At 44.8% G+C, this 20,291-nt stretch carries 15 protein-coding genes; 6 read left to right on the forward strand and 9 right to left on the reverse strand.

Annotation, left to right across the window (positions count from 1 at the left end; genetic code table 11):
* Positions 1 to 945: 945 nt before the first annotated feature.
* From AB4154_RS15380 to nspC, 3 genes are all read left to right on the forward strand, one after another.
* Positions 946 to 3,885 (forward strand): pyridoxal phosphate-dependent class III aminotransferase, encoded by a 2,940-nt coding sequence (locus AB4154_RS15380; protein ID WP_372123472.1) that lies wholly within the window; start codon positions 946 to 948, stop codon positions 3,883 to 3,885.
* Between the two features lie 8 nt (positions 3,886 to 3,893).
* A complete protein-coding gene (locus AB4154_RS15385) occupies positions 3,894 to 5,147 on the forward strand; it encodes a carboxynorspermidine synthase (protein WP_017061002.1) in 1,254 nt (417 codons plus the stop codon).
* A gap of 199 nt (positions 5,148 to 5,346) precedes the next feature.
* Entirely contained in the window at positions 5,347 to 6,486 is a 1,140-nt protein-coding gene (gene nspC / locus AB4154_RS15390; RefSeq protein ID WP_017063550.1) for a carboxynorspermidine decarboxylase, read from the forward strand.
* Positions 6,487 to 6,559: 73 nt separating this feature from the next.
* Here nspC and AB4154_RS15395 read toward each other — a convergent pair whose 3' ends face one another.
* A complete protein-coding gene (locus AB4154_RS15395) occupies positions 6,560 to 7,072 on the reverse strand; it encodes a glycine cleavage system protein R (protein WP_017061000.1) in 513 nt (170 codons plus the stop codon).
* Between the two features lie 267 nt (positions 7,073 to 7,339).
* Positions 7,340 to 8,248, reverse strand: a complete 909-nt coding sequence (locus tag AB4154_RS15400; protein ID WP_372123474.1) for a DUF3943 domain-containing protein — start codon at positions 8,246 to 8,248, stop codon at positions 7,340 to 7,342.
* A 210-nt stretch (positions 8,249 to 8,458) separates the two neighbouring features.
* Between AB4154_RS15400 and AB4154_RS15405 the strand changes: the two genes are divergently transcribed.
* Positions 8,459 to 9,697: a CinA family nicotinamide mononucleotide deamidase-related protein gene (locus tag AB4154_RS15405; protein WP_017063552.1), complete on the forward strand. Its 1,239-nt coding sequence runs from the start codon at positions 8,459 to 8,461 to the stop codon at positions 9,695 to 9,697.
* Between the two features lie 174 nt (positions 9,698 to 9,871).
* Here the strand turns inward: AB4154_RS15405 and AB4154_RS15410 are convergent, their stop codons facing one another.
* The 3 genes from AB4154_RS15410 to AB4154_RS15420 are packed head-to-tail and all read right to left on the reverse strand — an operon-like array spanning position 9,872 to position 13,789.
* Positions 9,872 to 10,717, reverse strand: coding sequence for a dimethyl sulfoxide reductase anchor subunit family protein (locus AB4154_RS15410; protein ID WP_372123476.1), 846 nt, complete (start codon positions 10,715 to 10,717; stop codon positions 9,872 to 9,874).
* Position 10,718: 1 nt separating this feature from the next.
* Positions 10,719 to 11,339 carry a DMSO/selenate family reductase complex B subunit gene (locus AB4154_RS15415; RefSeq protein ID WP_004733360.1) on the reverse strand — a complete coding sequence of 207 codons (621 nt, stop codon included), beginning with the start codon at positions 11,337 to 11,339 and terminating at the stop codon, positions 10,719 to 10,721.
* A gap of 11 nt (positions 11,340 to 11,350) precedes the next feature.
* Entirely contained in the window at positions 11,351 to 13,789 is a 2,439-nt protein-coding gene (locus AB4154_RS15420) for a DmsA/YnfE/YnfF family dimethyl sulfoxide reductase (RefSeq protein ID WP_017060996.1), read from the reverse strand.
* Positions 13,790 to 13,987: 198 nt separating this feature from the next.
* Here AB4154_RS15420 and AB4154_RS15425 point away from each other — a divergent pair, with 198 nt between their 5' ends.
* Positions 13,988 to 14,554: a molecular chaperone gene (locus AB4154_RS15425; protein WP_017060995.1), complete on the forward strand. Its 567-nt coding sequence runs from the start codon at positions 13,988 to 13,990 to the stop codon at positions 14,552 to 14,554.
* Complete coding sequence (gene napF, locus AB4154_RS15430) at positions 14,554 to 15,069, forward strand: ferredoxin-type protein NapF (RefSeq protein WP_372123478.1); 516 nt, start codon at positions 14,554 to 14,556, stop codon at positions 15,067 to 15,069. Before AB4154_RS15425 ends, napF begins: the two co-directional genes overlap by 1 nt.
* Positions 15,070 to 15,241: 172 nt before the next feature.
* Here napF and yfaE read toward each other — a convergent pair whose 3' ends face one another.
* The 4 genes from yfaE to ubiG form a co-directional block, all read right to left on the reverse strand.
* Positions 15,242 to 15,520, reverse strand: a complete 279-nt coding sequence (gene yfaE, locus AB4154_RS15435; RefSeq protein WP_010438115.1) for a class I ribonucleotide reductase maintenance protein YfaE — start codon at positions 15,518 to 15,520, stop codon at positions 15,242 to 15,244.
* Positions 15,520 to 16,653, reverse strand: coding sequence for a class Ia ribonucleoside-diphosphate reductase subunit beta (gene nrdB, locus AB4154_RS15440; protein WP_017063554.1), 1,134 nt, complete (start codon positions 16,651 to 16,653; stop codon positions 15,520 to 15,522). The genes yfaE and nrdB overlap by 1 nt, the downstream gene beginning before the upstream one ends.
* Positions 16,654 to 16,756: 103 nt before the next feature.
* A complete protein-coding gene (gene nrdA, locus AB4154_RS15445; RefSeq protein WP_017060992.1) occupies positions 16,757 to 19,039 on the reverse strand; it encodes a class 1a ribonucleoside-diphosphate reductase subunit alpha in 2,283 nt (760 codons plus the stop codon).
* 508 nt (positions 19,040 to 19,547) lie between these two features.
* On the reverse strand, positions 19,548 to 20,291 hold the full coding sequence (gene ubiG, locus AB4154_RS15450) for a bifunctional 2-polyprenyl-6-hydroxyphenol methylase/3-demethylubiquinol 3-O-methyltransferase UbiG (RefSeq protein WP_017060991.1): 744 nt from the start codon (positions 20,289 to 20,291) through the stop codon (positions 19,548 to 19,550).

The following is a 20,291-nucleotide window of genomic DNA, read 5'->3' on the forward strand; positions in this document are numbered from 1 at the left end:
TTTATCTGTGTAGTGAACTTTGTTGGTTTCAGTGCGAGATTTTCTATGAACTCATTCCTCGCTCTAGGGAGTGACGCCTTGACCTCAAAGTCTCTCTAGTAACGTTTATAACCCCACGTCGTCATCCTCGGGCGTGAGGAACGATTGAAGCGGGGATCTCTTGCCGCTTGCTGATTAACTTCAGTTTAATCTATTGCATCAGGTAACTTCTTTAATAAAGCCATACATCGACATGTTGTTCGGGACTCCCTATGAACTCATTCCTCGCTCTAGGGAGTGACGCCATGACCTCCAAGCTTCTCTAGCAACGTTTATAGTCCCACGTCGTCATCCTCGGGTATGAGGAACGAATGAACCGGGGATCTCTTTCCCAAACGATAGTGTGACGATATTTACAGCAATTGCTTAGCCACCGCTGCTATTTATCAAGCTATTACTAAAAACTATTGATCGTTCATTTCACTTTATGTTACTTTCCCGCGCAATCTCGGAATGAAAATGTTCAAGAAGAGCAACGATTGCTTCTGGGGGATACGCGTAGTGACCATTCTTGCTGATTGGGACATTACGTAGGGTAGGTATTGGCTAGTCCTTTAGCTGATAGACGGGATACTTATGGCGCAGTTCGTCATGTTAATGGGAAACCCAACATTGAACACACTAATTACAACATTGCTAATCAGCTCTGCATTTCCAAAGGGACCAGCTCCTCATAGCTGCCCGATCCTGCAAAAATGTCCAATTCTTCAAAACAGTAGCATTACTGAACCTTGAGCTCACGCTAACAATTTATCGCTGTCTTAAGACGGCTTAATTTCGTATTCGTCATTTGACTTATGCGAGCGTACAGCTATATCTCATTTCTAGACAATACGTGTACTTCACTATGAACTCTCTCCAAATTTAACGAGAGTTGGTGGGTAATTGCGTCTGATGGAGGTGAGTATGAACACATTCAAGGGGACTTTTATGACTACCGCCTTTGAAGTCGATATCAATACTATCGCAAATTCATTTTCAACTATGGTTCCTATCTTAGAGGGAACGTACGACCTAACACCTGACGCTATTTTGCTAGAGCAAGAACAGCATGAGTCGGATGTTCGCTCTTACCCAAGACGCCTGCCTATTGCTATTAAACGAGCATGTGGCGCTTTAGTTGAAGATACTCGTGGCCAACTCTTTCTCGATTGCTTAGCCGGTGCAGGTACACTTTCTCTGGGTTACAACCACCCTGAGATTAACCAAGCACTTAAAGACCAACTCGATTCTGGTTTGCCATACCAAACACTTGATATCACGACTCAAGCAAAAGAGACGTTTATCAAGCGAGTTAAAGCTTTTCTTCCTCAAGACTTTTCAAATAACTCGGTTCTTCAATTCTGTGGCCCATCTGGCGCTGACGCTGTGGAAGCGGCGATCAAGCTCGCCAAGCAAACCACAGGTCGCAACACCATGTTTGCTTTCCGTGGTGCTTACCATGGTATGACGAACGGCACCATGGGTATGATGGGTAACCTCGGCACTAAAGAGCGTCGTAGCGGCTTGATGTCTGATGTGCACTTCATGCCTTTCCCATACAACCTACGCTGCCCGTTTGGTATTGGTGGTGAAGCGGGTGCTAACGCGAGCATTCGTTACATCGAACGTATGTTGAATGATGACGAGTCTGGCATCATGAAACCGGCGGCGATGATCGTTGAGCCTGTGCAAGGTGAGGGCGGTGTGATTCCTGCTCCAGCATCTTGGTTACAAGGCCTACGTCGCATCTGTGATGAGCACGGCATCCTACTGATTTTTGATGAGATTCAGTGTGGTGTGGGCAAAACTGGCCATCGATTTGCGTTTGAAGAGTCTGGTGTTAATCCAGATATCTTATGTTTATCTAAAGCGATTGGTGGCGGACTGCCTATGTCGCTGCTTGTGTTCGATAAGAGCATTGATACATGGAAAGCGGGTGAGCACACCGGTACATTCCGTGGTAACCAATTAGCAATGGTCTCTGGCGCTAAGGCGTTGGAGATCATCGAACGAGATGGCTTAGTTGAGCACGCGAACATCGCAGGCCAATATTTACGTCACGGGCTTGAGAAGATTCAATCACGCGTTAGCTGTATTGCTGAAGTTCGTGGTAAAGGCCTGATGCTCGGTGCTGAGATCAAACAACCAAATGGTGAGCTTAACAAGTTTGGCGAACCACAATCAGACGGCGAACTAACCCTAGCGATTCAACGAGCAGCGTTAGAGCGTGGCTTGATGGTTGAAAAGGGTGGTCGTGATGGCTCGGTAATTCGTTTCCTTCCGCCAATGATTATCTCTTTTGAGCAGATTGACTTTGCACTCCGCGTAATGGAAGAAGCGATCATCGCAGCTGGTGGTGGCTTACAACAAGACCCAGCTTCAAGCGAACAAGCAAACCAAGAATGGAACAAGCATTTCATCCATACAGGTTTAGTCGGTAGCGACGAATTTGCTAACGTGATGAACCAAACCACTCAAGCGATGAAAGCGGTTTTTGAACAGGTTGAAACCCCTTATTCGGGTTTAGATCCAAAAGTGCTAGAAGCAGCTATCAATGCTGTCGACCTTGATAACAATCAACACGCTTTGGTTGATGTTGTAGATAGTACTGCAGACCTTGTCGCTGCAAACTCCATCTTCGTGCAACACCCAGATTGCATTGCACACCTTCACACTCCTCCTCTTATGGCTTCGGTAGCAGCGGAATCGATTATCGCGGCGTTGAATCAATCAATGGATTCATGGGACCAAGCATCGGCTGCGACTTATGTTGAGCAGCGCGTTGTGGATTGGATGTGTGACAAATACCAACTTGGCGCACAAGCTGACGGTGTTTTCACTAGCGGAGGCACGCAAAGTAACCTAATGGGTTTATTGCTTGCGAGAGACTGGGTTGCGGATAAGCACAATGGTCATTCTATCCAAAAGCTTGGCTTACCAGAATACGCGAGCAAGCTGCGTATCTTATGTTCAAAGAAATCTCACTTCACGGTTCAAAAGTCAGCCTCTCTACTAGGGCTAGGCGAAGCGGCAGTGTGCTGTGTTGATACCAATGCAAACGGCACTATCAAGCCTGACTTGCTAGACGCAGAAGTGAAAGCACTGAAAGCACAAGGTCTGATTCCTTTTGCTGTGATTGGTACTGCGGGCACAACCGATCATGGTGCTATCGATGACCTTGATGCGATTGCAGAAATCGCAAGTCAGCAAGGCCTTTGGTTCCATGTCGACAGTGCATACGGTGGCGCGCTTATCTTGAGTAGCCACAAGGCTCGCTTACAAGGCATCGAAAAAGCGGACTCTGTGAGTGTCGATTTCCACAAATTGTTCTATCAAACAATCAGCTGCGGCGCGGTATTGTTGAAAGACAAAGCGAACTTTAAGTACCTTCTACATCACGCAGATTACCTAAACCGCGAACACGATGAACTGCCAAATCTAGTCGATAAGTCTATTGCGACCACCAAGCGTTTCGATGCATTGAAAGTCTTCATGACGATGCAAAGCGTTGGACCAAAGCAGTTGGGTGATATGTACGACCATCTTCTTGAGCAAACGCTAGAAGTGGCAGACCTGATTCAAAACCAAGCTGACTTAGAGCTACTCGCAGAGCCGTCACTATCAACAGTGCTGTTCCGATCTAAGCCGTCAGCAAACGGCGAGCTAGATTTAGACAAATTGAATCAAACGCTAAGACTGGAAGCGCTGACTCGTGGTGTTGCAGTACTCGGTGAAACGGTCGTGGATGGTAAGAGTGCGCTTAAATTCACTATCTTGAATCCGTGCCTAAAGACATCAGATTTCAAATCTCTAATTAACAAAATTCAAACTCTAGCCACTGAGCTAGCAGAACAACAAGGGTAATTAATACTATGGCTATTCTACAAATTGGTGCAGGCGGCGTTGGTTGGGTTGTTGCACACAAAGCAGCACAAAATAACGAAGTACTGGGTGATATCACAATCGCTTCTCGCACAATCGCGAAGTGTGAAAAAATCATCGAATCTATCAAGGGCAAAAACAACCTTAAAGATTCAACTAAGAAACTAGAAGCACGTTCAGTAGACGCTGATGATGTTGATGCGCTTGTTGCTTTGATTAAAGAAGTTCAGCCGGATCTAGTGATCAACGCTGGTCCTCCTTGGGTAAACATGGCAATCATGGAAGCATGTTACCAATCTAAAGTTTCTTATTTAGATACATCGGTAGCGGTTGACCTATGTTCTGAAGGCCAACAAGTACCACAAGCTTACGATTGGCAGTGGGGCTACCGTGAGAAGTTCGCTGAAGCAGGCATCACAGGTATTCTTGGTGCTGGTTTCGATCCAGGTGTGGTATCAATCTTTGCTGCATACGCGGTTAAGCACTTGTTCGATGAGATTGACTCAATTGATGTAATGGATGTGAATGCTGGTGACCACGGCAAGAAGTTTGCGACAAACTTTGACCCAGAAACCAACATGCTTGAGATCCAAGGCGATTCTTTCTACTGGGAAAATGAAGAGTGGAAACAAGTACCTTGTCACTCTCGTATGCTTGAGTTTGAATTCCCGAACTGTGGTTCTCACAAAGTTTACTCAATGGCGCACGATGAAGTTCGTTCAATGAAAGAGTTCATCCCAGCTAAGCGTATCGAATTTTGGATGGGCTTTGGTGATGCATACTTGAACTACTTCAACTGCATGCGTGATATCGGTCTTCTTAGCCCAGATCCGCTAACACTGCACGATGGTACTGTGGTTCAGCCTCTGCATGTTCTTAAAGCACTACTACCGGATCCAACATCTCTAGCTCCGGGTTACACTGGTTTAACGTGTATCGGTACTTGGGTTCAAGGTAAGAAAGATGGTAAAGAGCGTAGCGTATTCATCTACAATAACGCAGACCACGAAGTGGCTTACGAAGACGTAGAGCACCAAGCGATCTCTTATACAACTGGTGTTCCAGCGATTACCGCTGCACTTCAGTTCTTCCGTGGCGAATGGGCTGATAAAGGCGTGTTCAACATGGAACAGTTAAATCCAGATCCGTTCCTAGCAACTATGCCGGAAATTGGTCTAGATTGGCATGTTCAAGAGCTTGAAGCAGGCCAAGGTCTTCCAGTGATTCATGAGCTGAAAAAATAAGAACTGATTTCTTGTTTTGATTGCTAATTAAAGGGGACATGGATTGTTCCCTTTTCGATGATGATAGCCTTGAAGCTTTGGTATCATTTATTTTGATTTTGTAACTCACTGCGCTCGGACAGGACAAAATCAAAATAAATCACACCAAAATTGTTAATTTACCTTTCCATCTATAGATGCTGCTTGAGTGTTTACAAAAATGACGTTTAAGAAAGAAGAACTAAAAACCCCATATTTCATGATCAACGAAGACAAGTTGATTGCGAACTTAGAAAAAGCCAAGCAACTGAAAGAGATTTCAGGTGTGAAATTGGTACTTGCGCTTAAGTGCTTCTCGACTTGGGGCGTGTTTGACATCATCAAACCGTACCTAGACGGTACTACTAGTTCTGGCCCTTATGAAGTGAAATTAGGTCACGAAACTTTTGGCGGTGAAACTCATGCTTACAGTGTGGGCTACAGTGAAGATGACGTGAGAGAGGTTGCTGACATCTGCGACAAGATGATCTTCAACTCTCAAAGCCAACTTGCTGCTTACCGTCATATTGTTGAAGGTAAAGCTTCACTGGGTTTACGTTTAAATCCGGGCGTGAGCTACGCAGGGCAAGACTTGGCGAATCCAGCACGTCAATTCTCGCGTTTGGGCGTGCAAGCTGACCACATCAAACCAGAAATTTTCGATGAGATTAATGGTGTGATGTTCCACATGAACTGTGAGAACAAAGACGTCGATGCGTTTATCGGCCTGCTTGATTCAATCTCAGAACAGTTTGGTGAGCACTTAGATAAGTTGGACTGGGTGAGCATGGGCGGAGGTGTGTTCTTCACATGGCCTGGCTATGACATCGAAAAACTCGGTCTTGCGCTGAAAGCCTTCTCTGAAAAGCACGGTGTGCAGATGTATCTTGAGCCGGGTGAAGCGATCATCACTAAAACAACCGACCTAGTTGTGACAGTGGTCGATATTGTTGAGAACGTGAAGAAAACAGCGATTGTGGATTCAGCGACTGAGGCGCACCGCCTTGACACGCTTATCTACAATGAGCCCGCATCAGTATTGGAAGCATCAGAAACAGGCAGCCATGACTACGTGATTGGTTCGTGTTCATGTCTTGCGGGCGATCAGTTCTGCGAAGCGAGCTTTGATGAGCCACTTAAGATTGGTCAAAAGCTGCATCTGTTAGACAGCGCGGGTTACACAATGGTGAAATTGAACTGGTTCAATGGCCTTAAAATGCCTTCAATCTACTGTGAACGTAGCAGTGGTGAAGTTCAGAAGCTAAATGAATTCGGCTATGAAGACTTCAAACGCTCATTATCACAATGGTCAGTTAAGTAACTGAATCACAAATTCAGAGCAATACAAAGAGCAGCTAATGAGCTGCTCTTTTTTGTTCTTTAATTTTGTTTATTTAGCTTTCAATCATCACACGAGTATCTTCACTGAGCGTTTCGAGTTCATTAACTACGTCGTCGATCTGTACTTCGATTGGCAGCTTAACGGCGATTTTTGATGTGAATAGACTTGAGCTAACACCGCCGCCACCAGCGATAAAGACGCGGTGACAATCCATATCGAGAATACTGATTCCTTGTCTATCCAATACATGAGTCACTTCGTTGACGATACCTGCTCGGTCGTTAGAGTCGAGTCTCAAGTGATGGACCGTGTCTTGAACATTGTGTGTATGATCGGAATCGACAAACTGCACGATGAGATCTGGATTGGCGCTGAACGCTTCTTTTACAATCGATTCGTTGATGGCTGGAAGTTGAACCTTTAGTACGCCTGCGACTTGGTCTTCAATAAAGTTCACTTTACTGATGAGCCATTTGCCGTCGTTTTCGTGAGTAACCGCAGCAAGCTGTTTGATTGTTGCTGGTGATGCTTTTCCGATAAAGTTTACGATAAATGTACTGTTCATATCAGCCCCCAAGGTTTCAATTATTCTTTGCTAATTAAATGTTTGATATCACGCGATAAAGTTCTTTAATTTCAGTGTAGAAGGTTACATCGAACAATGTTTGACCTAGGTCAATTTTTGAAACTAAGCTTCGATGCAAAAAAAGAGAATGAAGAGTAGGGCACAAAAAAAGCGGCTAGAGAGCCGCTTTTTAGAAGAGTTGTCACTGTGATTGATGATTCAGCAACTTATATTCAATAACTTATATTGAGTAGTACTAGAGACGAATTAGAACGTTACTTTGAAGTTCATACCAACAAACTGAGAGTCGTATGGTGCGCCAGCATCGTAAGCAAAACGTGCAGCGTCTTGGTTATCCCACCAAGGGTTAGTATTCAGGTTAACTTCTGCATCACCGCCCCATGCGTCACTTACCCAGTAGTGAATGTGTCCAACAGGGTTAAGGAAGAATAGCGACACATCACCCATGGTTTGAGAGCCCATCACTTCGCCACCTGAAGCAATGATATCCTGCTCTGCTTCTAGCATCATTTCACCGACAACCGCACCGAAGAAAGGTGTGATGAAGAGATCTTGCCATGAAGGTACTTCTGCAAACGCTTCTACGCCGTATTCCCAGAAGAACGTCGACATAGTCCAAGAGTATAAGAATGACTCAAACTCGTCGTAACCTGCGTGTCGAGCTGCGGTGTAGTAAACACCACCGAAATATGGGTGCATTACGTAGTTTAGGAAGTGTTCGTCACGGTCCCATGTTGGACCAGCAGAAACGTTATCTTTCCACTTTTTACCTAATGAGCTGATATCACGTTGGTCATCATCCCACTTAGTAATACTTTCAGGGAGCAGAGTCATTAGACCCACTGTCACGACACTCAAGCCAAGAATGGTGTAGGTTTGACCCATTAGGTAATCCCAATCTTTCTCCTGACTCACCAACATGTGTTTTGGTTGTTGGATTGAGAAGTCGTACTCATCACTCGATTCGCTCAGTGCGTAATTGGTACTAGGCTTGTAGGTGTACAAGTTGTCATTAAAACAGTAATCTTGAGCACATTCATCCGAGTAAGAAAGGTTGATTGGCTGGTCGAAGTCGTATTGGCTTGCAACCGAGTTAACTGACATTAGCATTGAAAATGCGGCAGTAACCTTTGCTAGTAACGGTGATTTGGACACAAGGGTCTCCATGAGAAAGTTTGGAATTGATCAGGGTCACAATTATCTATTAAATGCCTGATTTAGGGAACTAATAATTTATAGCTTTTCCTAAGAAAACCTTAGGTTTAACATTATTAATATTAGTGAAAAGGCGAATTGCTCCAAATTCAACCATAGACCAGTTTGTAAATAATGCAGTGTCTTTTTATGACAACAAGGGATAGAAATATGACGAAAATCGCAATGTTAAGCACAGGTGAAGAAGTTCTTCATGGAGACATTGTAGATACAAACGCAGCTTGGATGTCTGCTGAGTTTTATCAGCATGGTTTTGCGCTTGCTAAGCGCTCAACTGTGGGTGATCAAATGAATGCTCTTGTTGAAGAACTGCTGATGCTGAGCTTTAACTATGATGTGGTTATCGTTAATGGTGGTTTAGGCCCGACAACCGATGATATGAGTGCTGCCGCCGCTGCAGCTGCTTCCGAGCAGAAACTCGTCATGTTCCCTGAATGGCTTGATCGTATGGAAGAGATGTTCTCTGGACGTGGCATGCCAATGCCAGACAGCAACCTTAAACAAGCTTTGTTACCTGCGAGTTCAGAGATTGTCGATAACCCTGTAGGGACGGCTTGTGGCTTCAAACTGAAAATTAACGATGCGACTTTCTATTTCACGCCGGGTGTACCAAGTGAATTCAAGCGCATGGTGACGTTTGAGATTCTTCCTGACTTGTCGTGTACCTACCCTCAAGTGGTTGCCTCTGAATGCAGTCGACTGTTTACGTTTGGTTTGTCTGAGTCCGGTATCTCTGATGTTTTGGATCAACTAAAGCTGCCAGAAGGTTATGAACTTGGTTATCGCTCTTATCTGCCGTTCATTGAGGTCAAACTGTTTGGTCCTAAGGCAGACTTAGAAACTCGCGTTAAGCTCCTGCAGATGGTTTACAAGCTGCTAGAGAGTAATGTCGTTAGTGTTGATGAGCCGATGATTGACCATATTGGACACATCATGGCGGAAAAAAAGAAGACGTTATCTGTGTCTGAAGTGTCGACCAAAGGTTCACTGTCAGCGTGGCTGCAATTGAATGAGCAGATAGAAGATTGCTTCGGACACTCATGGGTGATGGCTGAGCCAAAAGAGAGCGAACTTGAAAAGAGCGATCCATTAGCCGCGACCTTTGCGCTGGCTGGAGCAACAAGAGATAAGTGCGGAACTGAATTGGCTTTGGTGACTGGTAAGCTGGAAGGCAACACATTCAGCGTTGCATTGTCGACTGAAGCAGGCGAGTGGGGGCAGGTACTTGAGTTTTATCGTCAGTACTCGCGTGAAGACCAACGCAACGTGATTAAGACCGTTGCCGCCGATATGCTGAGAAGGCATTTAGATAACAAACCGATGTTTGGTACTTATTCTTCGGTTAAGCGATTAAAAGACATGTTTATTCCAGCGGCTATCATTAAGTAGCTATGTAAGCTAACGATGTAAGCGAACTCGCTAAGTCTGTATTAAAAACGCTAGAAAAAACGAAATAAAAAGGCCCAACATCTAAATAGGTGTTGGGCCTTTTGTTTATCTAGCCTTCTAGATAACCAAACAAGCAGCGATGTTTACACGCAACTCATCTCTGTAAGAACTCGATTACAAACCGCTTGTCATATGTAGGCTGTAGAACAAACCACGGCCGATTAACTCTGAAGCCAAGAACAATACTAGTGCTAAGCCAAGGTTAACTGGGTTCACTTTTGCTTTGTTCAGCATAGGTAGAATCCAAATCAACAAGCTTGCCATTAGCAGTGCCACTTGAAGAATCACATAGCTACCTAAACCATCGACTAACTCAGACGCTTTTGCCGCTGAAGTTTGGATGTCTCCGATTAGGTTCAGTTTTCCTACTGTCACAAGCAAGCTGATAGCAACAGCGATAACAGCCAACATGGTGATGTTACGGTCAACCGTAAAGCGGCTGTCGTTTGCGAATACAATCACGAACTGAGATAACAGCAAGCCACCCACAACCATCGTCATGATGAAGCTCAGTGGTGTGTAGATGTTGTCCCACGTCGGTACTGTGTTGATCATGTATACGTTGATCATCGCGTACATGAAGATAACACCCAGTACCATCGCGCCAATCATCAGTGCTTTCTGGATAGCAACGCCACCTTTCTTGACTACCGACAGTAACCATTGCAGGCCACCGACAGCGAAGAATGCCGCACCGAAGAACACTTCGTTAGACAACCAAGCCGAACCTAGCTGATTAAAAGCGTTAAACGCGCGCAGTGGAGAGCCAAGGTGCGTTGTCGAGAACATGAAGCCAAGACCCATCAGTACCCATAGGATAAACATTGGAACCTTGTAGCTGTTCAGCTTCTCTTCGTCATGACCAAGTACCAGTGCACGTGCGCCAATCAGTAAGTAACCACCAACCGCAGTTTGCGCCAGCACCGTAAAGAAGATTAAAGACCACTCATGAAAAATCATCTTACACCTCCTTCGGGTTTGCTAGGTGACCGCTGGTATCGCCAGTCGGCTTCGCGTTTTTGTTCAGCTTAATCACGATGTTTGGTAGCGTTTCTGTTGAAGATGGCAGTGGAGCCACATCCGCACCAGAGCCGTACTTCTCGCGAAGTGTATTGATTTCACCAAACTCCAATGCACGAAGTGGGCAAGACTCAACACAGATAGGCTGTTTGCCTTCAGAAACACGTTGGTAACAACCATCGCATTTCGTCATATGACCTTTCTTAGCATTGTATTGTGGTGCGCCGTAAGGACACGCATTGCTACAGTGCTGACAACCAATACATACGCTCTCATCAACCACAACCAAACCGTCTTCATCACGTTTGTGCATTGCGCCCGAAGGACACACTTTCACACACGCTGGGTTAGTACAGTGGTTACAAGCGATAGATAGGTAGTAAGAAAAGACATCTTTCTGAACCCAGGTATCACCATCTTGAGTGAAGCCACCACCGGCATATTCGTATACGCGACGGTAGTTCGTTTTGATGTCTAGATCGTTATAATCTTTACAAGCAAGCTGACAGGTTTTACAACCCGTGCATTTACTTGAATCAATGTAAAAGCCGTATTGTTTCATTCCAACCTACCTTATGCTTTCTTTAGCGCTTTGATTTGAACTAGGTTTGTATGCTGAGGGTTACCCTTAGCAAGTGGGCTCGGGCGCTGAGTCGTCAGCACGTTGATAGAGCCTGCATGGTCGATCTTCTGACCATCTGGTGCGTACCATGCACCTTCGCCTAGTGCGACAACTCGAGGAAGAATCCTAGGTGTCACTTTCGCTGGAATATGTACTTCGCCACGGTCGTTGAAAATACTCACCATGTCGCCGCTTTCAATACCACGTTCTTTTGCATCGATTGGGTTGATCCACAACTCTTGCGGTGCTGCTGCTTTGATTTCTGCAACGTTGCCGTAAGTCGAGTGAGTACGAGCCTTGTAGTGGAAACCGGTTAGCTGAAGTGGGTACTTCTCTGCTAGTGGGTCGTTATGACCTTCGAAAGAGTCCGCGTAAATCGGAAGTGGGTGAATCACTTCGTCTTCTTTCAGCTTCCAAGTCTTCGCGATATCAGCCAGTTGCTCTGAGTAGATCTCGATCTTGCCACTTGGTGTGGTCAGTGGGTTCGCTTCAGGATCTTTACGGAAATCTTCATAAGCGATGTAGTGGTGGTCGTAGCTACGTTTGTAGATACCCAGCTCTTTCATCTCTTCGAAGGTTGGCAGTGTTGGATCGTTCTTACGAGTTTCTGCGTAAAGGTGCTCAATCCATTGCTCTTGAGTACGGCCTTCGGTGAACTCTTTTTCTACGCCCATTCGTTTCGCAAGCTGAGTACACATCTCGTAGATAGATTTTGCTTCAAACTGAGGCTCAATCGCTTTCTGCGCGTAGATGAAGTAAGGCATGTTCGCCGCTTTACCGTCCATACACCAGTCGTCTTGCTCAGACGTTGTTAAGTCTGGCAGGATGATATCGGCGTACTTCGCTGAAGACGTCATATGGTTATCAACCACGACAATCATTTCACACGCACTTTCATCTTGAAGAATCGCGTGAGTCTTGTTGATGTCTGAGTGTTGGTTAATGATGCAGTTACCTGCGTAGTTCCAGATCATCTTGATTGGGTTCTTAAGGCGCTCTGCACCGCGAACACCATCAGTGATGTCGGTCATTTCATGGTGACGGTAAATCGCGTCTGTCCACATGAACATTGAAATAGACGTTTCAACTGGGTTTGGCACAGTAGGGAAGCGCACAAATGGAATGTTGATGTCGCTTTCACGAGCGCCTGTTGAACCGCCTGATACGCCCACAGAACCAGTGAGCAGTGACAGCATCGCGATTGCACGACACGCTAGTTCACCGTTCGCAGTGCGTTGTAAGCCCCAACCTTGGTGAATCGCACATGGTTTCGCTGTGCCCATTTCACGGCCAAGCTTAACGATGGTGTCAACTGGAATACCCGTGATCTTAGAAGCCCATTCTGGTGTCTTCTCTACGCCATCTTCACCTAAACCTAGGATGTAAGATTTGTAGTCGCTGTTTTTAGGCGCTGATGCAGGAAGGGTCTTCTCATCGTAACCGACACAGTATTTGTCTAGGAACGGTTGGTCGACAAGGTCTTCAGTGATCATCACGTGTGCAAGACCCGCTACCAATGCCGCATCTGTAGAAGGACGAATTGGGATCCATTGATCTTCACGGCCACCGGCAGTATCGGTGTAGCGAGGGTCGATGATGATCGTTCTTGCGTTTGATTTGTTTTTGCTTTCAACGTAGTGGTGGATCTGGCCGCCACCAGACATACGCGTCTCAGCAGGGTTGTTACCAAACTGAATGTTAAGTTTAGTGTTCTCTAAATCAGAGAAAGAGTTGTTGTTTGCCCAACCGCCGTAGGTGTAGCTCAAGCCTTTCGTGATTTGCGCTGTTGAGTAGTCACCGTAATGGTTTAAGTAACCACCACTTAGGTTCATTAGACGAGCAATCAGCGTTTGAGCTGGTGGCCAAGATTTAGTAACCGTGCCGCCCAGCGTACCTGTACCGTAGTTTAGGTAGATAGTGTCGTTACCGTAGTCTTTGATAAGGCGTTGCATGGTGCCAGCGACTTCATCATAAGCCTCTTCCCAGCTAATACGCTTAAACTTACCTTCACCACGTTTACCCACACGTTTCATTGGGTACTTTAGGCGATCTGGGTTATAAACACGGCGGCGCATCGAGCGACCACGTAGACACGCACGAACTTGGTGATGACCGTATTCGTCAGTGCCTGTGTTGTCTGTTTCTACGTATTTGATTTCACCGTTTTGTACATGCATACGCAGTGGGCAGCGAGAGCCACAGTTTACTGTACATGCACTCCATACGATTTTCTCATCCACATTTTCAGCAACTGCAGCCGCTACTGGTTTGGATTTGAAAGGTAATGCAATACCGCCCGCAAGTGCAGCTGCACTACCTACTGCAGAGGAAGCTTTCATGAAGCCTCTTCGAGTAAGATTCATTACCCCAGATTCTTTCTTATTCGTCATTCTAAGATGCCTTTTGCTATTGATAGCTAGCACTTTATAGGTAGTTTGTTCTTTATGTATTTATTTCGAATTATTGATTGATTGGCATCAAATAAGTGTGGAATTTAAAGTTTATGAATTGAATGTATAAAATAGATCAAAGAATGAAATGAGTTAATTAATATAATTATCTTTAAACCTATAACGGTATAAATAATAATGATTATCGATACGCATAAATTGTTGGGTTCGCTATTTTATCAAGCGACAAGTAAAGAACAGTTAATCACCATTGTCGAAGCTTTGGTTGAGAGCGAAGTACTCTCTGAAGAATGCTTGCAGGCATTAAGAAGCGAAGACGAAGATGCGCTCGCAGCAGAGTTCAGCCGCCTGTTTGAAGGCGTTGGAGACATGCCAGCTCCGCCTTGGGGTTCTGTGTACCTAGATAAAGACCGCGTTGTGTTTGGTGCTTCTACGGTTGAGTATCGCCAGTTTTTAGAATTGAATCAGATTGAATTAGACACTGGGTTAAGAGAGCCGGAAGATCAATTTGGTTTAATGTTATTCGCTCATGCGTATTTGTTAGAAAATAATAATATTAATTCAGCCGGTGAATTACTTGAGGGTCACTTATTAACTTGGTCTTCTGTTTATTTAGAAAAACTAAATAAAGCATCAGAGTTATCTTTTTATAAAAAGCTATCGGTTGATGTAATAGATTGGTTTAAGTACTTAATATCTGAATATAATTTAAACGTTGCTACTAAAAAGTTATATATCGACTAATGTCTGAACAAATAAATTCAAATAGACGCGGTTTCTTAACTCGACTTTCTAAACCGGTTAAAGCAGCCGCGAATTATGAAGAGATATCACAGCGCTTGCATGCAAGACCGCCAAGAGCGGTCGATGAGGTGCTGTTTGAGCGTCTTTGCGACGGTTGTGGATTGTGTGAACAATCGTGTCCAAATAGCGTTATTGATATGCTAGAGGGCAGTGCGCTGCTGAATTTGGATTACAACAGTTGTTCTATGTGTAACAAATGCACTGAAGTGTGTCCGACCGGCGCACTTCATCCAACGGTCACGCCTTATATCGACCTCAAGCCGAGCTTTGCGGATAGCTGCAATAATTACATGCAAATGGACTGTTCAGCATGCCAAACGGCGTGTTCAGCTGGTGCAATACACATCGAAGTAGGAGAGTTGCCTACAGTGGACAAAGATAAGTGTAACGGCTGTGGAGAGTGCCGAAGCGCTTGTTATATTGGCTCTGTGACTCTTAACCTGACTCAGCAATAAACGTTTGGCTTTGTATGACACAAGCCAACAGGAAGATTTGGTTGAGTGATAGACGAGTCGCTTTAGATACCTAAAGACATAAATAGAAAAGGGTCCGCATTCCTAAAGGAAGCGGACCCTTTTTTGATTCTTATTGACGATATTCGAACAAAGTGACCTAAAGCCAGCTGGCTTATGCGCGTTTTTGCTTGTTTCTATGAATAACGTTACTCAGCGATAGCTCAGTCTTTGCTTTACAGATACAAGGCAATATCTCATTACCTTGCGTGTAAGCCATAGCAAAACCAACGTACTCGACCTCACCAGAATCCAACGTGCAGCGGCAAGCGCCACAGTGACCATCTCGGCAGTTGTATTCTGGCTCTAACCCAGCTTGTTCCATTGTTTCCAACAGAGTGTTTGAAGGGTTAGATTCAATTGAAGTCAGTTTGTTGATTTTGATTGTTGGCATTACAGCTCAAATCCTTCAAAGTCGTCAGCTTTTACTTCGTTGTCGATTTGGCCAACTAGGTAAGAACTGATTTCTGCTTCTTGTGGAGCAACTTGAACGTTATCTGAAGACAACCAAGCGTTGATCCATGGAATTGGGTTCGACGTTGCTGCTGGGTAAGCCGTACCTAGGCCAACAGCCTGCATACGGATGTTGGTAATGTACTCAACGTATTGGCAAAGAATGTCTTTGTTCAGACCAATCATAGAGCCATCTTTGAATAGGTATTCTGCCCACTCTTTCTCTTGCTCAGCCGCTTCTTTGAATAGGTCGAAACACTCTTGCTTACACTCTTCAGCGATCTGCATGAATTCAAAATCATCTTGACCATTGCGTAGCAAGTTGATCATGTGCTGTGTACCAGTAAGGTGAAGGGCTTCATCACGAGCGATTAGCTTGATGATCTTCGCGTTACCTTCCATTAGCTCACGCTCAGCGAATGCAAATGAACATGCGAAACTTACGTAGAAACGAATCGCTTCTAGTGCGTTTACAGACATTAGACATAGGTAAAGTTTCTTCTTCAGGTCGTGAAGTGAAATCTTGACGTCTTCGCCGTTGATGCTGTGGTTGCCTTCACCGTAGCGGTGGTAGTCAGCCGTTAGCTTGATTAGGTCGTCGTAGTAGAAAGCGATGTCTTTAGCACGCTTCAGAATCTCTTCATTTTCAACGATGTCGTCGAATACTACGCCTGGATCATTCACGATGTTACGGATGATGTGCGTGTAAGAACGAGAGTGAATCGTTTCAGAGAAAGACCAAGTTTCAATCCAAGTTTCAACTTCTGGTAGAGATACCAATGGAAGTAGGGCAACGTTAGGGCTGCGGCCTTGGATTGAATCTAGAAGCGTTTGGTACTTCAAGTTAGAGATGAAGATGTGCTTTTCATGCTCAGGAAGCTTGTTGTAGTCGATACGGTCGCTAGACACGTCTACTTCTTCTGGACGCCAGAAGAAAGAAAGCTGCTTCTCGATAAGCTTTTCGAAGATTTCGAATTTTTGTTGGTCGTAACGTGCAACGTTTACCGACTGACCCAAGAACATTGGTTCTTTTAGTTGGTCATTTTTTTGCTGAGAAAAAGTACTGTAAGCCATAAATGCCTCAAATCCTTTAAAGACCCGTAATAAAACGGACCCTGTTAATGCTTTAAACCCAGAGAAGATAACTCTTCTCTGGGGTCTTAATGTTTATTGCGGTTTAGATCTTACAACCGCCGCCTTCACAATCTTCTTCCGGCACTTGAACTGCATCGCCTTGGTCGTCTTTAGCACCATCACGAGTGTTATGGTAGTAAAGCGTCTTAACACCGTACTTGTACGCTGTTAGTAGGTCTTGAAGCAGCTTCTTCATTGGTACTTTACCGCTGTCGTAAACACTTGGGTCATAGTTAGTGTTTGCAGAGATAGCTTGGTCAACGAATTTTTGCATGATACCCACTAGGTGTAGGTAACCGTCGTTAGAACCAATGTTCCAAAGTAGCTCGTAGTTCTCTTTAAGATTTAGGAAATCTGGAACCACTTGCTTAAGGATGCCGTCTTTCGATGCTTTCACTGATACGTAACCACGTGGTGGCTCGATACCGTTAGTCGCGTTCGAGATTTGAGACGATGTCTCAGAAGGCATAAGCGCTGTTAGCGTAGAGTTACGCAGACCGTGCTCCATGATCTCTTCACGTAGAGAATCCCAATCGTAGTGCAGTGGCTCTTCACATACTAAGTCGATATCTTTTTTGTAAGTATCGATTGGCAGTAGGCCTTTCGCGTAGTTGGTCTCGTGGAAAGATGGGCAACGGCCTTGCTCTTTCGCTAGTTCAACAGATGCTTTTAGCAAGTGGTATTGAATTGCTTCAAAAGTACGGTGAGTCAGGCCATTCGCGCTGCCATCAGAGTACTTAACACCATTCTTCGCTAGGTAGTATGCGTAGTTGATTACACCTACACCTAAAGTACGACGGTTCATTGTCGACTTGTATGCAGCTGGAAGCGGGTAGTCTTGGTAATCAAGCAGTGCATCTAGAGCACGAACAACCAGCTCAGAAAGCTCTGCTAGGTCGTCCAGTTCATTGATTGCGCCAAGGTTGAATGCTGAAAGCGTACATAGTGCAATTTCGCCTTCGTCATCTTCTACGTTAGAAAGTGGCTTAGTAGGAAGCGCGATTTCTAGACATAGGTTCGATTGACGAACAGGTGCTACTTCAGAATCAAACGGGCTGTGTGTATTACAGTGGTCAACGTTCTGAATGTAGATACGACCAGTAGAAGCACGCTCTTGCATTAGCAGAGAGAAAAGCTCAACGGCTTTAACCGTTTCACGCTTCACTGAAGGATCGTTTTCGTACTTAACGTATAGCTCTTCAAAACGGTCTTGGTTTTCGAAGAACGCATCGTAAAGGCCAGGTACGTCTGAAGGTGAGAACAGGCTGATGTTGCCACCCTGAACTAGGCGAGAGTACATAAGCTTGTTCAGCTGTACGCCGTAATCCATGTGACGAACTCGGTTCTCTTCAACGCCGCGGTTGTTTTTCAGTACTAATAGAGACTGAACTTCACCGTGCCATAGTGGGTAGAATACCGTTGCTGCACCGCCACGAACACCACCTTGAGAACAACATTTTACTGCTGTTTGGAAGTATTTGTAGAAAGGGATACAGCCTGTGTGGAACGCTTCACCATTACGGATTTCAGAACCAAGCGCACGGATACGACCTGCGTTGATACCAATACCAGCACGTTGAGATACGTAACGAACAATTGAGCTTGCTGTCGCGTTGATTGAATCAAGGCTGTCACCACACTCGATCAGTACACAAGAACTGAATTGACGAGTAGGCGTACGTACACCAGACATGATCGGTGTAGGTAGAGAAATCTTAAACGTAGACGATGCGTCGTAAAAACGTTTGATGTAGTCAAGACGAGTCGATTTCGGGTATTTAGCGAATAGACACGCAGCAACTAAAATGTAAAGGAACTGAGCACTCTCGTAGATTTCTTTCGTTACACGGTTTTGCACGAAGTATTTACCTTCGAGCTGCTTAACCGCTGCGTAAGAGAAGTCTAAGTCACGTTTGTGGTCGATGTACTCGTCAAGCTCTTCGAATTCAGCTTTCGTGTAATCTTCCATAAGGTGGCTATCGTATTTACCCATATCAACCAGTTTTGCAACGTGGTCATACAGTGCAGGCGGCTCGTATTCGCCGTACGCTTTTTTACGTAGGTGGAATACAGACAGACGTGCTGCTAGATATTGGTAATCAGGAGTCTCTTCAGAGATTAAATCCGCTGCTGACTTGATGATAGTTTCATGAATGTCAGTAGTGGTGATGCCATCGTAAAACTGAATGTGAGCTTTCAATTCTACTTGTGATACAGAAACATTGTGCAAGCCTTCAGCTGCCCATGTAATCACGCGATGGATCTTCTCTAGATCGATCGTTTCTTTGCGCCCGTTACGCTTGGTAACAGTAAGTTGTTGGTTCATTCTGCTTAATTTCCCTAACAAAACTGAACAAGGCCGTGTTTTTGTGTATTTCTGTGTAATTTTTGTAAATTACGTTTCGGCTTTGTGATCTTGGTCTACCCATACATTGTAGTTCAAACACAACATATAGGGGTCATTTGTTTGTTGGGTTACAAGATAGTGCTACAACTGATATTTTTCAAGGTAAAGAAATGGGGTTGCTTGTGGATAAGTGGTGGATTGAAAAAAAACTGTAAGTGACCACTAACTGATGAGGTTATATGTGACTTGATTGTATAAAAGTCGGCTTTTAATGATGCTTTATTTTTGCACGCCCATAAAAAAAAATTCCTTGATCTTTGGCCAAAATGGGCGATTGATTTTAGGCGATTAAATTTAAATCGAGGTGGTCAAAATGGAAGCTAGCGCACGAAATTTAGACTGAAAAAAGTCGCAAAGTTATGGTAATTGCAACTCTTTTCATTCGTCTTTTTTACAAAAGGTTTTACGGTAGGGCTACCGATATTTTTTAGCCAAAGTTTTGCGTGTGGACGATGTAGTTTACGTCTACATTTGTGCCTAAACGATAAGTGTCCGTAAGAGGATTGTAGTGCAGCCCTGTAATCCCTAGTTCTTGCAGCGGAGTGTTATCGACCATCTTGATAAGTTCAGCAGGGCGAATGAACTTCTCGTGTTCATGAGTGCCTTCTGGAACGATCCTCAATAGCTTCTCTGCACCAACAATCGCAAACAAGTAAGATTTGAAATTACGGTTTAATGTAGAAAAGAACACGTGGCCGCCCGGTTTCACCAATTTCGAACAGGCAGTGATAACAGATTGTGGGTCAGGAACGTGTTCAAGCATTTCCATGCACGTTACCACATCGTACGTCTGTGGGTTCTGTTCTGCGTGGTCTTCGATAGTGCTCTGGATGTAATCGAGCTTGGTGCCCGTTTCTAATGCGTGAAGGCGCGCGACTTCTAGCGGTTCTTTACCCATGTCTAGGCCTGTCACTATCGCACCTTCAACCGCCATGCTTTCTGCAAGAATACCGCCGCCGCAGCCAACATCGAGGACTTTCTTACCAAATAGGCCTTCAGTCTTCTCTAATACGTAATTTAGGCGCAGTGGGTTGATTTGATGTAGTGGCTTAAATTCGCCTTCTAGATCCCACCAGCGTGACGCCATGTCTTCGAATTTCTTGATTTCTGCTGGGTCTACGTTCTGTGATTTAGTCATAATCGGCATTTCCAAGTTAAATAATGCATCCAT

The sequence above is a fragment of the Vibrio sp. 10N.286.51.B11 genome (assembly GCF_041469245.1).
Classification (GTDB): Bacteria; Pseudomonadota; Gammaproteobacteria; order Enterobacterales; family Vibrionaceae; genus Vibrio; species Vibrio crassostreae_C.

Bases quoted from the DNA above. Each gene is read 5' to 3' on its own strand.
- AB4154_RS15380 (WP_372123472.1), top strand. From the start codon at position 946: ATGAACACATTCAAGGGGACTTTTATGACTACCGCCTTTGAAGTCGAT.
- AB4154_RS15385 (WP_017061002.1), top strand. From the start codon at position 3,894: ATGGCTATTCTACAAATTGGTGCAGGCGGCGTTGGTTGGGTTGTTGCA.
- nspC (WP_017063550.1), top strand. From the start codon at position 5,347: ATGACGTTTAAGAAAGAAGAACTAAAAACCCCATATTTCATGATCAAC.
- AB4154_RS15395 (WP_017061000.1), bottom strand. From the start codon at position 7,072: ATGAACAGTACATTTATCGTAAACTTTATCGGAAAAGCATCACCAGCA.
- AB4154_RS15405 (WP_017063552.1), top strand. From the start codon at position 8,459: ATGACGAAAATCGCAATGTTAAGCACAGGTGAAGAAGTTCTTCATGGA.
- AB4154_RS15410 (WP_372123476.1), bottom strand. From the start codon at position 10,717: ATGATTTTTCATGAGTGGTCTTTAATCTTCTTTACGGTGCTGGCGCAA.
- AB4154_RS15415 (WP_004733360.1), bottom strand. From the start codon at position 11,339: ATGAAACAATACGGCTTTTACATTGATTCAAGTAAATGCACGGGTTGT.
- AB4154_RS15420 (WP_017060996.1), bottom strand. From the start codon at position 13,789: ATGACGAATAAGAAAGAATCTGGGGTAATGAATCTTACTCGAAGAGGC.
- AB4154_RS15425 (WP_017060995.1), top strand. From the start codon at position 13,988: ATGATTATCGATACGCATAAATTGTTGGGTTCGCTATTTTATCAAGCG.
- napF (WP_372123478.1), top strand. From the start codon at position 14,554: ATGTCTGAACAAATAAATTCAAATAGACGCGGTTTCTTAACTCGACTT.
- yfaE (WP_010438115.1), bottom strand. From the start codon at position 15,520: ATGCCAACAATCAAAATCAACAAACTGACTTCAATTGAATCTAACCCT.
- nrdB (WP_017063554.1), bottom strand. From the start codon at position 16,653: ATGGCTTACAGTACTTTTTCTCAGCAAAAAAATGACCAACTAAAAGAA.
- nrdA (WP_017060992.1), bottom strand. From the start codon at position 19,039: ATGAACCAACAACTTACTGTTACCAAGCGTAACGGGCGCAAAGAAACG.
- ubiG (WP_017060991.1), bottom strand. From the start codon at position 20,291: ATGGATGCATTATTTAACTTGGAAATGCCGATTATGACTAAATCACAG.